The organism is Mesorhizobium sp. WSM3864, from assembly GCF_002294955.1.
Classification (GTDB): domain Bacteria; phylum Pseudomonadota; class Alphaproteobacteria; order Rhizobiales; family Rhizobiaceae; genus Mesorhizobium.
The window spans coordinates 254,550-268,018 of record NZ_NSGD01000007.1 but is presented as its reverse complement, the minus strand read 5'-3'; the positions used below and the strand labels follow the sequence as shown (position 1 = coordinate 268,018).

Sequence of the window (13,469 nt, the reverse complement as noted above, 5' to 3'; positions counted from 1 at the left end):
GTAAACCGGCATTTGCACAGTCGTCTTTGCGTGTTTCAACGTGCGGTGCTCTCGCGGCGAATGAGCTCGAAACCGAGATCGACAACCCTCTGCTGGGGCCTCCGGCCCGCAATCGCCGCCAGCGCCATCGCCACTGCCTGCCGTCCGATTTCATAACGATGCGTGCGAACGCTGGTGACCGACGGGAACGCCGCCTGCATCATGTCGAGGTCGTTGAAGCCGACGATGCCGATGGCCTTCGGTACCGCGATGGCGGCGCGGCGACATTCGAACAAGACCCCCAGTGCGATATCGTCATTGTTGCAGAAGACGCCGTCGAGCGACGGCATCTTGGCCAGAGCATCGCGCAAAAGCTCGCGGCCGAGCGTCACGCTGGACAGTAGCGGCGTGGTGGTGACCAGGCGGGGATCGAACAGGCCGGCCGCCTCCATGGCCGCGCGATAGCCGGCAAGGCGCCGCTGCGAGCGCGGGTCCATGCGCGCGCCGATGAAACCGATGCGCCGATAACCTGCCTCGATCAGGTGCTCGGTGGCAGCGCGACCACCGTCGAAATGCGAGAAGCCGACCAGCATATCGACCGGATCGTGTCCGGTTTCCATCACTTGCACCACCGGGCAGCCGGCCGTCTCCAGCAGCTTTCGCGACTGCGGCGTCTGGTCGATGCCGGCAACGATAAGCGCCGCCGGGCGCTGCGAGGCGAACAGCTGCAGCAGCCGCTCCTCTTCCAGGCCCGAATAGTGGGTATTGCCCATCTGGATGCGGAAAGGGCTGTCCGAAAGACTGTCATAGACGCCGCGCACCACTTCGGCAAAGACATTGTTGGTGAGCGACGGCACCAGCACGCCGAAGACCTCCGCGCGCGCCGAGGCCAATGCGCGCGCATTGGGGTCCGGGATGTAACCGAGCTCGTCGACGGCGACCTGTATCTGCCGGCGCAGATCTTCCGAAACCCGCCCAGGCTCGCGCAGCGCACGCGACACGGTGATCGCGCCGACGCCCGCCTTGCGCGCCACGTCGGCGATGGTCGGGCGGCCGCCGCCGCGCCGCGAGCGCGGCCTTGTCACCGCCTTGTCCTTTTTGCACGAAAGGAGCGCAGCGGCGAGTTGACGATCAACAGTTTAGCCACAGCAACCATGTTTCGCAGCCCGTCCCATTCCGGTTGGGTCGCGCAGGCCATGGCCGTTGTCAAGCCGACGAATTTTGGTTCAGCCGACCCCCGGCAGAGGCGATAAACCCCGGGGTCAATGCCTCGGTCGTCAGACCGCCCTCGCTTGATCGGCCGTAAGCGCCTGCTCCCGCGTGCCGGAGACGATGATCTCAAGGACCTCGTGCTCGTCGGTGTTCCTGACATGACGGTCGCCGACATTCTCGCCGCGCTTGAGCACCATGACACGGTCACCTACGGCGAAAATGTCGACCAGCCGATGCGAGATGATGATCTGGGCAACACCCTGTCTTTTCAGTTCCAGCATGGTCTCGAGGAGCCTCGCGGTCGCCATCACCGAGAGATTGGCGGTCGGTTCGTCGAGGATCACGACGCGTGGCTCGAACGAAATCGCGCGGGCGATCGCCACGGATTGCTGGCGACCGCCCGACAGGCTCTCGACCTTCTGGAAAACGGAGTTCACGTCCACCTTGAGCCGCTTCAGCACGCTATCGGCTTCCGCGTACATCTTGCGGCGATTGACGAAAGGGCCTTTGCGCGGCCAGCGGCCGAGAAAGATGTTCTGGCCGACATCCATGTTTCCGCAAAGAGCGAAATCCTGGTAGATCATCTCGATGCCCGCATCGCGGCTCTCATGCGGACTCTTGAAGTGCACCGGTTGACCGGCGACGAGGATTTCGCCGGCGTCGCGCTGATAGGCGCCGGTCAGGATCTTCATGAGCGTCGACTTGCCGGCCGAGTTGTCGCCGACCAGTCCAAGGATCTCTCCGGGATAGAGCACCAGATCGACTTTCCGAAGCGCCTGAACGGCACCGAAGGCTTTTTCGATGCTTCGCATTTCCACGATCGGTTGAGGCAACGCAGCATCAGGCATGAATGGTTTCCCGGGTTCGTGCGCCTCGCGCGAGGCGGGCTCGCAGGCGACCGAAGATATTGGCCTGGCGCACCCAGATGTCGATCAGCACCGCGACAATGAGGATGACGCCGATGAAGACATTGATCCAATGCTGCGGCATGCTGAAGCCCTGGACATTGAGCTGCAGGAGCGCCCTAACCAGTGTGATCACGGCTGCACCGGCCAGAGAACCCAGCATGGTGCCGTAGCCGCCGAAGATCGACCCGCCGCCGATGATCACCGACGCGATGGCGTCGAGTTCGCGGAACTGGCCTGCAACGGGGTTGAAGCTTCGGAAATAGGCGACGTTGATGATCCCGGCCATCGTCGCGCAGAACGCCGCCAGCATGAGCGAGATGAAGCGCGCCCGGTTGGTGTTGATGCCGGCATAGGCGGCGGCGCGGATGTTGCCGCCGGTTGCATAGACCTTTTGCCCGAACGGCGTGTGGGCGAGCACGACGCCGGCAATCACGGCCACGAAGATCATCCAGATGGTCTGCACGCTGACCACCTCGGCCAGTGTTCTGAGGATGCCATCCGGAAGTACGATGCTGAAGTGAAGGAGGATGTCATTCACCTTGCGGCCGAGCAAATTGTAGCCCTCCGGCCAGCCGGTAAGCTGCTGCCCGGCGACGAACCAGGCCGCGAGGCCGCGGGCGATGTAGAACATGCCAAGCGTTGCGATGAAGGCCGGCAGTTTCAAGCCAACGGCGACGACGGCGTTGACGAGGCCGGCAAGCATTCCCGCAAGCAGGCCCATCGCGATAGCGGTGACGGGGTCGGCACCCAGGACCTTCAGGAAATAGGCCGCCGCGCTGCCGGCGAGCGCCAGGACGGCTCCGACGGAGAGGTCGATATCGCCGGCCGCAATGACGTAGGTAAGCCCGACCGTGATCAGCGCCAGTTCCGTATAGTTGAGCAGGATCGCGAAAGTGTTGGACAGGTTCCACCAGTAATCCGGCCTGAGGAAAAGACCCGTGAGCCACAGCACCACTGTCAGGATGACGGCGAGGGCATCGCGCCGGGCGAGGAACTTGCCGAACCCGGTCGCCGACAATGCGATGTCGGTCGCCATCGCGCCCTTGGTCACCACGCCCTCGAGCGCGACGCCGCCGATCTCGAAGGCCGGCGGCGGCGGCCTGCCGCGCAGCCATGCCCAGAGGCGCGCCGCGACCTGGCGGCGGATGAGATAGGGTTCGATCAGCACTGCGATGACAAGCAGCAGTCCGAGGAAGACCGGCACCGCGCCTACTGGCAGGGAGTAGACGGCGTTGACCGTCACCTCCTCCTCGCCGATCTTGATGGTGCGCGTGATCGGCAAACCCTCGCGCAGCACCTTGTCCAGCAGAACGACCAGCGTGGCGCCGAGGCAGGACCCGGCGACGCGGCCGCGACCGCCGAGAATGGAAGCGCCGCCGATGATCACCGCGGCGATGACGGTCAGTTCGCCGCTGACGCCGTAAAGCGGGGTCACGCCCTTGTCTTGAGCGGCCGACAGGAGGCCGGCAACAGCGGCGCAGAGCGACGAGAGCAGATAGGCACGGATCCGCACCCAGTTCGTCGGTATGCCAGCATAGACTGCTGCCTGCTCGTTGCCGCCCGTCGCAAAGGTTTCGTAGCCCCAGCGAGTGTTGGCGAGCACGTAGGCGCCGATCACGGCAACGACCGCGAAGATTGCGATCTGGTTGTTGAAGCCGAAGACGTTCGTCTCGCCGAGATGGAAGAAGAGCGGGGCCTCCTTCGCTTTGCCTGGATAGTAGATCGCCTGACCGTGCGTCAGGGCGAGGACGAAGCCGCGGCCGATTAAAAGCGTGGTCAAGGTGGCGATGAACGACGGCACTTTTAGGATGGTAACGAGCACGCCGTTGACGAGGCCGATCACCATGCCAAGAAGGACGCAGACGGTCACCGACGTGACGATGCCGAGATCGGCGAAGCTTGGCGCGAACAGCCTCGCAAAAACGACGGCCACCAGGCCGTAGATGGAACCGACCGAAAGGTCGAGGTCCTTGTTGATGATGACGAAGGTCATTCCGACGGCGATGATGGCGACCCGCGAGGTATCGCGAAACAGTGCATGGAACGCCTCTGGCGAGCCGAAGAACGCCGGATTGACGGCAGCGCCGGCGAGATAGATCAGCGCCAGCAGGGCGAGCAATCCCATTTCCCAGCCGCCGACGAGCTGGGATGGAAGGCGACGAACGAGAGCTTCAGCGGGCATTCTTTGATAAGGGGTTCCGATGGTCGAAACGCGCGGGAGGATACCAGCCCTCCCGCGCCGGGTTCAGTGTCGCTTTGACATTCAGTTCTCGAAACGCTTGCCGACCTTTCCAACGGTCTCCTGCGTCACCAGTTGGGCGCGCGTGTCGAGATTGGCGGCCGCGACGCCGCGATCGATCTGCAGATAGAGTTGCATGACCGGATAGAAGCCCTGCAGGAAGGGCTGCTGCCCGAGCGCGCCGGTCAGGTCGCCGCTCTTCAACGCATCCTGCTGCGCCGGACCGAGGTCGAATCCATAGGCGCAGATCTTGCCGGTCTTTCCGGTTTGGGCGACGGCCTTGGCCAGCGCTGGCGTGAACACGTTATTGCCGGCGAAGGCGCCGACAACATCACCGCGCGACTCGAACAGCGTCACGATGCCGTTCACCGGATCGTTCGGATTGGTGTCGATGCCGGTGTTCTCGGGACCTGCGTCGACCTTGAAGGCCTCGAGCTTGCCGGCATCCTTCAGGCCTTTGACGATCGCGTTGAAGGCCGCGGTGACGCGATTGTTCACCTCGATGTTGCCCATCGCGGTCGATGACGGCAGAACGATCGAGCCCTTCTCGATACCCTTGTCCGCCAGGCACTTGACGAGTGCCTCGCCGGCGATCGCCGCGGCGGAGGCGTCCTGACCGGTGTGGCTGATGCCGCTGCGGTCGAGGATCGTGCCGTCGAAGGAATTGGTCGTTGCTACCGGTATGCCCTTGGCCGCGGCGGCCTTGACGATGTCGTTATAGGCGCCGACCTGGGGCGTTGTCATGATCAGCCCGTCGATCGTCGGATCCTGCACGATCTGATTCAGGATTTCGATCTCGCGGGCCGGGTCGTCGGTCGGAGATTCCGAGCCGAGCAGCAGTATCTTGGCGCCGATCAGATTGCCGGCGGCGGTTGCGCCGACATAGACCGGATCGAAGAAGCCGTTGCCGGCCGTATGTGTGACGATGGCGAAGGTGAGATGGCCATCGGCCGAATGGAAATCCTTGGTGGTGGGGGCTTCCTTTGCGGCTTCCTCGAAGCTGTAGCCGCCGACTGCTTTCTCGACGCCGCCGGACTGCGCGAAGGCGGAGGGCACGCCGAGCAACAACGCCGCGGCGGATGCCGCGAGCGGGAAAGTACGTCTCATGATTATCCTCCCTTGCATTCAACGGGCGGAAGCCGTTCGAGCGCATTTATTCAGGAGATTTTCCGAGTGCTTCCTCCCACTTTCGCAATATTCCGCCCAAAGCCTTTCCAAGTAAATAGCCAGTATTCGGGCGCGACGTCATGCGAAAGAGCACGGACGAGTACGGCCCGGCCCCGCCTGACTCTCCCTTTGCGCCGGTAGACAAGCTTGCAATGGCCAGGGTTGCCGGCGGAAATCAGGCCGGCGCTTCCGCGCCTCGCCTCGCCTTCCACATAAGCAGCAAAATCGCCGCGAGATTGACCAGGTTCCAGGCGATGCCGTTGAGGAAGGCCGCGGCATAGGAGCCGGTTAGATCGTAGATCCAGCCCGACATCCAGCCGCCGACGGCCATGCCGAAGATCGTCGCCATCAGGACGATGCCGACGCGCTGGCCGGCTTCCTTGGCCGGCATGTAGTCGCGCACGATGATCGCATAGCAGGGAACGATGCCGCCTTGCGAGAGGCCGAACACCAGCGACACCACATAGAGCGAAGCCAGCCCGTCGAAGGGAATGTAGAACAGCAGCGACAGGCATTGCAGCGCCGAGCCGATGATCAAGGTTTTCACCGCGCCGATGCGATCGGCGAGGAAACCTGAGCCGATGCGGCTGACAACGCCCGCCGCCAGCATGATCGACAGCATGTCGGCGCCGCGCGCGACGCCGTAGCCGAGGTCCATGCAATAGGCGACAATATGCACCTGCGGCATCGACATCGCCATGCAGCAGCCGAAGCCGGCAATCACCAGCAACATCTGCAACGCCGCCGGCGACAGCGAGATTGGCTGCGTCGGCCGACTTCCCGACGAGCCATGGGTGGCTTCGCGCGGCGCGCCGCGGCGCAGCATCAGCACCAGCGGCACCATGGTGGCGAGGCAGAAGATGCCGATCGCGGCATAGGTGAACCGCCAGCCTTCGCCTTGCATGACATAGGGCATCACCGTCGGCCAGACTGCTCCGGCAAGATAGCTGCCGGATGCGGCCGCGGTCACCGCGACGCCGCGGCGCCGGTTGAACCAGTGCGAGATGTCGGCGATCAACGGGCCGAAGATCGCCGATGTGCCGAGTCCGATCAGAAGCCCCTGGACAAGGGTGAACGCAAGGATCGAGTTGGTCAGCGAGGCCAGCAGGAAGCCCGCGCCGAGCGCAATCGCAGAGACGAGCGCCGGGATCCAGTAACCCATGCGGTCGATGGCGCGTCCGACCAGCATATTGCCGGCGGCGAAGCCGACCATGGTCGCGGTATAAGGCATCGAAGCCGCGGCCCTGTCGACGCCGAATTCGGCCTGCACGGCGGGCAGAACGACGACCACCGCCCACATGCCGGCGCCGCCGATCGTCGATAAAAGCATCGAGACGCCGAGCCGCATCCATGCATAGGCGCTGTCGATGCTGGGGCCATCTGCCCGGCTGGAGACGGTTGTCGTCACACCTTTCCTGTCCGCGCTTGTTGGTGATCGGGCGGTTTCACACCACCAAGTATCGGCGCATTCCCGGTGCCGAGCAGCGCCACAAGGGACAAATCCGTGGCTCCAGAAATCGGGAACCGGCCTTGCCGCCCAGAGTTCTTGCCCCAGGAGAGCGTTATGCCCAAGGGAGAGTTGTGCCCCAGGAAGGAGGTTCGCCATGACCGCCAGGAAAAAATGGTCGGCCGAAGTCACCGCGCACAGCGATGCACTGGATCTCGAGGAGCACATTTTCGAATCCGACGATGCCAAGAGGATCGCCGCGTCGCTGAAGCGCTCGGCTGAGCACAGCCATCGCCGCAAGGCAGAGCCGTTCCGGTCGGCGATGTCGATGTTGAATTTCTACATCAACCGCGCCGGCAGGAACCTGCCGGAGAAGCGGAAGCGAGTTCTGGAAAAGGCCAAGGACGAGTTGCGCGTCGCATTCGGGCGCGAAAAGGAAGACTAAGGACTTGTCGAGGTCGGACCGGGCCTCACCCGGGTATCGGTAGGCCCTAACGCGAGCGGATGACGTCGTCGGTATTCGCGAGCAGCTTGCGCACGGCGTTGCGCGCCGCATCCGGCCGCTGCAGCCGGATGTTCCTCTCGATCGCTTCGTGCAGTTTCTGGGCGTGCTGCAGATCGTCCAGCTCGCGTGTCGTATAGGCGAAGAGATGATTGAAGGCGGATTCGATCAGGACGCCCAGGGGCACCAGGAGATCGTTGCCGGAGGCCCGGAGAATGGCCAGGTGGAAGCGGGTGTCGGCGCGCGTCCGCTCCTGCAGATTGGTCGCCTCGCCCATCTCGCGGCAGGCCTGGCTGATCTCGGCCATCTGCTCATCGGTGCGCCGCATTGCGGCAAAAGCCGTCGCCTCGGGCTCGATGATGTGGCGGAATTCCTGCACCGTCTTCAGGAAGACTTCACGGTCCGGCGACGTCGCGTACCAGGAGAGCACGTCGCGGTCGAGCAGGTTCCAGCGCTCCTTCGGCTCAACCCAGCTGCCGATCTTCGGACGTGATGCCAGAAGGCTCTTGGCCATCAGCATCTTGATCGCCTCGCGCACCGCCGAGCGGCTGACGTCGAAAGTCTCCGACCATTTGGCTTCGTTGGGCAGGATGGTGCCCGGCGGATAGTCGCCGCGCACGATCCGAAGGCCGATTTCGCTGGCCAGCGAGGTATGCACGCTGGCGCCAGGGATGCGCGGCGCGTCCGGCCGGCGAACGCCAGCCATACGCTCGGCGGATGCCGCTTTCGTCGGCCTCTTTTCGTTGTTCGGCTTTGCGTCCCGCATATGCCCAGAAAGTCCGGTTTTCAGAAGCTGTCAAGCGCGGCAAGGCCGGCTTTGCCGCCAGACGCCGCGCTGTGCACAGCTCAACCTATGTTTGTCGGCCCTCACGCTGTTTTGACGTATTTGCGCCAGCTGTGTTCGGGGCGGAAGCCGAGCACGTCCCGCGCCTTGCGGTTGGACAGCAGCGTCTCGAATTCACCGAGCTCGGCTTTCACCGGCACGCCTGGATAGAAACGCTTCAGGAGCTCGGCCGTCGGCAGATCGGACGAGGTCTCGTCATTGGCGGCGTTGAACACCTGATAGCCCAGCCCATCCTTCTCGATGGCGCGCAAGGCGATCTGGCCGAGATCGCGGGCGTCGATATAGCTCCAGGCAATGCGCTTGCGGAAACCGGGATCGGCAAACCATTTCGGGAACAGCGCATATTCATGCGGCTCGATGACGTTGCCGATGCGCAGCGCATAGATGTCGAAACCGCTGCGCAGCGCGAAGGCGCGCGCCGTCTTTTCGTTGACGATCTTGGACAGGGCGTAGCTGTCCATCGGATCGACGTCATAGTCCTCGTCGAGCGGGAAATGCGTCGGGTTGCGCGGCTCGTTGGCGAAGACCAGGCCGTAGGTCGTCTCGCTGGAGGCGATGATCACCTTGCGGATGCCGAGTTTCACCGCCGCTTCGATGACGTTGTAGGTGCCCATCGCGTTGATGCGGAACACCTCGTTGTCCGGCGTGATCATGATCCGCGGGATGGCGGCAAAATGCACCACGGCGTCGACCGGCTGTGCGCGCAGCGATGGATCGAATTCATGTAGCCCGGCATAGCTCGACAGCGCGTTGAACACCTGGCCGCTGTCGGTAATGTCGGTGATCAGCGTGCGCACCTTCGCGTTGTCGAGCGGCTTGGTGTCGATGTTGAGCACCTGGCAGCCATGCTCGACCAGATACTGCACGACATGGCGGCCGGCCTTGCCGCTGCCGCCGGTGAACATGATCCGCTTCGTCATTTTGCTCTCCACATTTCTCAAGGATTGTGTGTATTGTCAGACAATATGGCATTCAGCAACGGCCTGCCAACCGCGATCCGCGAAAACCTTCTCCAGCAAAGCTCGCCGGCCGGTCGCGCCGGCGCCGACCATCAGGAAAGACAAGGGACGAAACGACATGACCACCACCGCTGCCCGCGAAAACATCGGTTTCATCGGCCTCGGCCTGATGGGGCATGGCATCGCCAAGAACATCGTCGACAAGGGCTATCCGCTCACCTTCCTCGGCCGCAAGAACCGCAAGCCGGCGGATGACCTGCTCGGCCGCGGCGCAAAGGAAGTGGCCACGTCCAAAGAAGTGGCAGCGGTCTCCGACATCGTCTTCATCTGCGTCACCGGCTCGCGTGAGGTCGAGGCGATCATCCGCGGTCCCGGCGGGCTGAAGGAAGGTCTGAAGCAAGGCTGCGTGGTCGTGGATTGCTCGACATCCGATCCCGTCTCCACCGTCGCGCTGGCAGCCGAACTCAAGGCGCTCGGCGTCGACTATGTCGACGCGCCGCTCAGTCGCACGCCGAAGGAGGCCTGGGAAGGCACGCTCGACGCCATGGTCGGCGCGCCAGACGCGGTGTTCGCACGGTTGAAGCCGGTGATCGAAACCTGGGCCGGCCGCATCGTCCATATCGGTGACACCGGCGACGGCCACCGCATGAAGCTGCTCAACAACTTCATCTCGCTCGGCTACGCGGCGATCTATTCGGAAGCCTTGGCGCTGGCGCAGAAGGTCGGCATCTCGCCGCCCCGCTTCGACAGCGTGATCCGCAACGGCCGCATGGATTGCGGCTTCTACCAGACCTTCATGCGCTGGACGCTGGAAGGCGACCGCGACGCCCACAAATTCTCCATCGCCAATGCCTTCAAGGATTTGACCTATCTGGAATCGATGGCCGGCGCTGCCGGTATCGCCAATCCGCTTGGCAACGCCACCAAGAATTCGTTCGCGACCGCCTTCGCGGCGGGGCCGGCCGAGCAGTATGTGCCGATGCTGGCCACCCATATCGGCAAGCTCAACGGCGTCGACCTGATGCCGTCGAAGGACGGCAAAAAGCAGACGATCTGAAAGCCGCGGCCAAGCCTGTCAGCGTCTCGAGAGCTCGATCACCTCGTCGGTATTGGCGAGAAGCCTGTGCACCGCGCTTCTCGCCGCGGCCGGGCGCTGCAGGCGGATGTTCCGCTCGATCGCCTCGTGCAGGGACTGGGCCCGCCGCTGGTCGCTGTGCTCGCGCGTGACGAAGATGAAGAGATGATCGAGCGCCGATTCGATCAGCACGCCAAGCGGCACCAGCAGCTCATTGCCCGAGGCGCGCAGGATGGCGAGATGGAACCGGGTATCGGCGCGCGTGCGCTCCTGGATATGCGCCGCCTCTCCCATTTCGCGGCACGCCTGGCTGATTTCGACCATCTGCTCGTCGGAGCGCCGCAGCGCCGCGAAGGCGGCCGCCTCAGGCTCGATGATATGGCGGAACTCCTGCACCGTTCTGAGAAACACCTCGCGGTCAGGCGAGGTCGCGTACCAGGCGAGCACGTCGCGGTCGAGCAGGTTCCAGCGCTCCCTCGGCTCGACCCAACTGCCGATCTTGGGGCGGGACGCGAGCAGGCTCTTGGCCATCAGCATTTTGATGGCCTCGCGCACCGCCGAGCGGCTGACATTGAACGTTTCCGACCATTTGGCTTCGTTGGGCAGGACAGTTCCGGGCGGATAGTCGCCGCGCACGATCCTGAGGCCGATCTCGCCGGCGAGCGACGCGTGCACGCTGAGGCCGGCGATCCGCGTCGCCTCGGGTCGTCGTATCGTGGCCGCCTGTGCAGGCTCGGCTAAGCGCTTTCCAGACTTTTCCCGTGGCATCCAAGTTCCGGTGCCTCCTGTCGCGGGCTCCAAGACTCCCGCAAAAACTCTGCCGGATAAGAAGATTCTGGGCGCAAAACTCTTGGCTCCGCCGCCCCGGCAAGGCCGCGTCCATAGTCCTAGCGAAAGTGGAGGGGCGCCCTTCGAAGGGCGCCCCGGGGATCGAAGCCTACTTCTGGATGCAGGTGTCGACCGTATCCTTGGTGCATTCGTCGAGCCCGGTGAAGACCGGATCGTCGACCTTCTTGCCCTGGATGAGGTCAAGCATCACCGACGGCGCCTTGTAGCCCATTTCGAACGGCCGCTGGCCGACCAGTGCGGTCACAAGGCCTTCCCTGGCGATCGCCACCTCGTCGCCGATCGTGTCGGCGGCGCCGATGACGAACTCGTTCTTGGCGATCTTGTCGGCCATCGGCTTGAACAGGTCGCGATAGGGCTGCGGAGCGCCGAACAGCGGCCAGCCGCCCATGATGCCGAAAGCGTCGAGCTTCGGATTGGCGGCCAGGATGTCTGTCATCGCCTGCACGCCCTTGGCGCCGTCGTCATTGGTGAACACCGGGCAACCCGCCACTTCCGTCCAGCCGCCTTCGCCGGCGAGCGCCGGCAGGCCTTCCTTGCCCGACAGCGCATCGCGCATGCCCTGCGCGCGGCGCAGGATGTTGTCGGCGGCCGGATTGCCCTCGATCGTGCAGATCGTGCCGCCATTCGGCTTGGCCTTCTTGATGTATTCGCCGATCCGCTTGCCCATCAGATAATTGTCGGTGCCGAGATAGGTCTTGCGAAGCGCGGCGTCTTCTTTGGCGAGATCGGCATCGACCGTCATGATCGGGATCGACGGATTGGCGCTCTTGATCGTCTGCGCGATCAGCGGCGCGTTGGACGGCGAGATCGCCATTGCGGCCGTGTCCGGCTTGCTCAGCATGTCCTGCACGATCTGGGCTTCGCCGGCCTCGTCCGACGTCGATGCCGGGCCGGTGTAGAAACATTCATATTCGGAGCTTGCGTTCTCCTTGTTCCACTTCTCGCAGCCCTGATGGATGGCTTCGAAGAACGGGTTGTCGAGGCCCTTTACGACAATGACGAGCTGTTTCTTGGCCAAAGCCGGCCCGGCGCCCAGCGCCATGGCGGCGACGGCGGCGAGCAAAAGTGATTTCCTCATATCAGTCCTCCCTTGAAAACAGACGGACACGACGTGCCCGCCACACCGATCGGCCCGGATGCAAGCAACACGCGGAATAGGCTCGAAAGTTCGTGTCTCAAGCCAGGCCGACAAGCATTTGCCGATCCGTTCCAGCTCGAATGGGCGCCGGCCGGATCCTGAATCTTGCCCATCGCGTCACGCCGAGCAGCGATTTCGCGACGGAAAAATTCTTCCTCCAATGCTAGCTAATAACGGCTCGCTGCCAACGTCAATTGCTATTTGTCCTACAAAACCGATTTTTCGACGGGACTCGAAATTAATCGCCCGACAATTGATTGACGCCCATGGCCGCATTTGCCTAAATGAGTCTATCGCACCTGCTCGGGAGGAGTTGGAGGCGCGAGGCCCCTGCGGCGCCGGCAATTATGGCAAGGCAGTCGAGGGACGAAAACGGGGAGGCTTAAGGCTGGTGTCGGTTCTCGAACTTGCCAACATCTCGAAGCATTTCGGCGCCATCCAGGCGGTGAACGACGTCTCGTTCACGCTCGAGGCCGGCGAGGTCGTCGGCCTGATGGGCGACAACGGCGCCGGCAAGTCGACGCTGGTCAAGATGATCGCCGGCAATTTCCGCCCCAGTCACGGCACGATGCACATGGACGGCAAGGAGCTGATCCTGCACAAGCCGGCCGAGGCCCGCCAGCACGGCATCGAGATCGTTCATCAGGACCTGGCGCTTTGCAACAATCTGACGGCCGCCGCCAATGTCTATCTCGGCCGGGAACTGCGCCGCGGCATCGGCCCCTTCCGCATTCTCGACTACGCCGCGATGTACAAGCGCGCCAGCCAGCTCTTTGCCGAACTGAAATCCGAGACGCGGCCGCGCGATCTCGTCAAGCAGATGTCCGGCGGCCAGCGCCAGGCGGTGGCGATCGCCCGCACCATGCTGTCGCAAGCCAGGATCGTGCTGATGGACGAGCCGACGGCGGCGATCTCGGTCAGGCAGGTCGCGGAGGTACTGAACCTGATCCGCCACTTGCGCGACCAGGGCATCGCCGTCGTGCTGATCAGCCACCGCATGCCCGACGTCTTCGATGTCGCCGACCGCGTCATCGTTATGCGGCGCGGCAGGAAAGTCGCCGACAAGAAGATCGCCTCGAGCTCGCCGGAAGAAGTCACCGGGCTGATCACCGGCGCCATCGAACAGGTTGCGTAATCGCGTGGATCGGGC

At 63.5% G+C, this 13,469-nt stretch carries 12 protein-coding genes; 3 read left to right on the top strand and 9 right to left on the bottom strand.

Annotation, left to right across the window (positions count from 1 at the left end; genetic code table 11):
- Positions 1–35 precede the first annotated feature (35 nt).
- The 5 genes from CK215_RS17570 to CK215_RS17550 form a co-directional block, all read right to left on the bottom strand.
- On the bottom strand, positions 36–1,064 hold the full coding sequence (locus tag CK215_RS17570) for a LacI family DNA-binding transcriptional regulator (protein ID WP_095831658.1): 1,029 nt from the start codon (positions 1,062–1,064) through the stop codon (positions 36–38).
- A 192-nt stretch (positions 1,065–1,256) separates the two neighbouring features.
- Entirely contained in the window at positions 1,257–2,039 is a 783-nt protein-coding gene (locus CK215_RS17565) for an ATP-binding cassette domain-containing protein (protein WP_066990523.1), read from the bottom strand.
- Positions 2,032–4,281 (bottom strand): ABC transporter permease, encoded by a 2,250-nt coding sequence (locus CK215_RS17560; RefSeq protein WP_095831657.1) that lies wholly within the window; start codon positions 4,279–4,281, stop codon positions 2,032–2,034. Before CK215_RS17560 ends, CK215_RS17565 begins: the two co-directional genes overlap by 8 nt.
- Before the next feature lie 81 nt (positions 4,282–4,362).
- Positions 4,363–5,445, bottom strand: coding sequence for a substrate-binding domain-containing protein (locus tag CK215_RS17555; RefSeq protein ID WP_095831656.1), 1,083 nt, complete (start codon positions 5,443–5,445; stop codon positions 4,363–4,365).
- Positions 5,446–5,680: 235 nt separating this feature from the next.
- Positions 5,681–6,853, bottom strand: coding sequence for an MFS transporter (locus CK215_RS17550; RefSeq protein WP_095831655.1), 1,173 nt, complete (start codon positions 6,851–6,853; stop codon positions 5,681–5,683).
- A 256-nt stretch (positions 6,854–7,109) separates the two neighbouring features.
- Between CK215_RS17550 and CK215_RS17545 the strand changes: the two genes are divergently transcribed.
- Positions 7,110–7,397: a DUF3175 domain-containing protein gene (locus CK215_RS17545; RefSeq protein ID WP_095779400.1), complete on the top strand. Its 288-nt coding sequence runs from the start codon at positions 7,110–7,112 to the stop codon at positions 7,395–7,397.
- 46 nt (positions 7,398–7,443) lie between these two features.
- Here the strand turns inward: CK215_RS17545 and CK215_RS17540 are convergent, their stop codons facing one another.
- Together CK215_RS17540 and CK215_RS17535 are read right to left on the bottom strand one after the other, a co-directional pair.
- On the bottom strand, positions 7,444–8,220 hold the full coding sequence (locus CK215_RS17540) for a FadR/GntR family transcriptional regulator (RefSeq protein ID WP_095779401.1): 777 nt from the start codon (positions 8,218–8,220) through the stop codon (positions 7,444–7,446).
- A 101-nt stretch (positions 8,221–8,321) separates the two neighbouring features.
- Complete coding sequence (locus CK215_RS17535; RefSeq protein WP_095779454.1) at positions 8,322–9,218, bottom strand: NAD(P)-dependent oxidoreductase; 897 nt, start codon at positions 9,216–9,218, stop codon at positions 8,322–8,324.
- Between the two features lie 157 nt (positions 9,219–9,375).
- On the opposite strand from CK215_RS17535, the gene CK215_RS17530 reads away from it, so the two are divergent.
- Positions 9,376–10,314, top strand: coding sequence for an NAD(P)-dependent oxidoreductase (locus CK215_RS17530; RefSeq protein ID WP_095831654.1), 939 nt, complete (start codon positions 9,376–9,378; stop codon positions 10,312–10,314).
- A gap of 18 nt (positions 10,315–10,332) precedes the next feature.
- Here the strand turns inward: CK215_RS17530 and CK215_RS17525 are convergent, their stop codons facing one another.
- Together CK215_RS17525 and CK215_RS17520 are read right to left on the bottom strand one after the other, a co-directional pair.
- Entirely contained in the window at positions 10,333–11,100 is a 768-nt protein-coding gene (locus CK215_RS17525; RefSeq protein ID WP_095831653.1) for a FadR/GntR family transcriptional regulator, read from the bottom strand.
- Between the two features lie 169 nt (positions 11,101–11,269).
- Positions 11,270–12,259 (bottom strand): sugar-binding protein, encoded by a 990-nt coding sequence (locus CK215_RS17520; protein ID WP_066992270.1) that lies wholly within the window; start codon positions 12,257–12,259, stop codon positions 11,270–11,272.
- Between the two features lie 451 nt (positions 12,260–12,710).
- On the opposite strand from CK215_RS17520, the gene CK215_RS17515 reads away from it, so the two are divergent.
- Positions 12,711–13,454 (top strand): ATP-binding cassette domain-containing protein, encoded by a 744-nt coding sequence (locus tag CK215_RS17515; protein ID WP_095831691.1) that lies wholly within the window; start codon positions 12,711–12,713, stop codon positions 13,452–13,454.
- The last annotated feature ends 15 nt before the right edge of the window (positions 13,455–13,469 follow it).

Bases quoted from the DNA above. Each gene is read 5' to 3' on its own strand.
- CK215_RS17565 (WP_066990523.1), bottom strand. From the start codon at position 2,039: ATGCCTGATGCTGCGTTGCCTCAACCGATCGTGGAAATGCGAAGCATC.
- CK215_RS17560 (WP_095831657.1), bottom strand. From the start codon at position 4,281: ATGCCCGCTGAAGCTCTCGTTCGTCGCCTTCCATCCCAGCTCGTCGGC.
- CK215_RS17555 (WP_095831656.1), bottom strand. From the start codon at position 5,445: ATGAGACGTACTTTCCCGCTCGCGGCATCCGCCGCGGCGTTGTTGCTC.
- CK215_RS17550 (WP_095831655.1), bottom strand. From the start codon at position 6,853: ATGCGGCTCGGCGTCTCGATGCTTTTATCGACGATCGGCGGCGCCGGC.
- CK215_RS17545 (WP_095779400.1), top strand. From the start codon at position 7,110: ATGACCGCCAGGAAAAAATGGTCGGCCGAAGTCACCGCGCACAGCGAT.
- CK215_RS17540 (WP_095779401.1), bottom strand. From the start codon at position 8,220: ATGCGGGACGCAAAGCCGAACAACGAAAAGAGGCCGACGAAAGCGGCA.
- CK215_RS17535 (WP_095779454.1), bottom strand. From the start codon at position 9,218: ATGACGAAGCGGATCATGTTCACCGGCGGCAGCGGCAAGGCCGGCCGC.
- CK215_RS17530 (WP_095831654.1), top strand. From the start codon at position 9,376: ATGACCACCACCGCTGCCCGCGAAAACATCGGTTTCATCGGCCTCGGC.
- CK215_RS17525 (WP_095831653.1), bottom strand. From the start codon at position 11,100: ATGCCACGGGAAAAGTCTGGAAAGCGCTTAGCCGAGCCTGCACAGGCG.
- CK215_RS17520 (WP_066992270.1), bottom strand. From the start codon at position 12,259: ATGAGGAAATCACTTTTGCTCGCCGCCGTCGCCGCCATGGCGCTGGGC.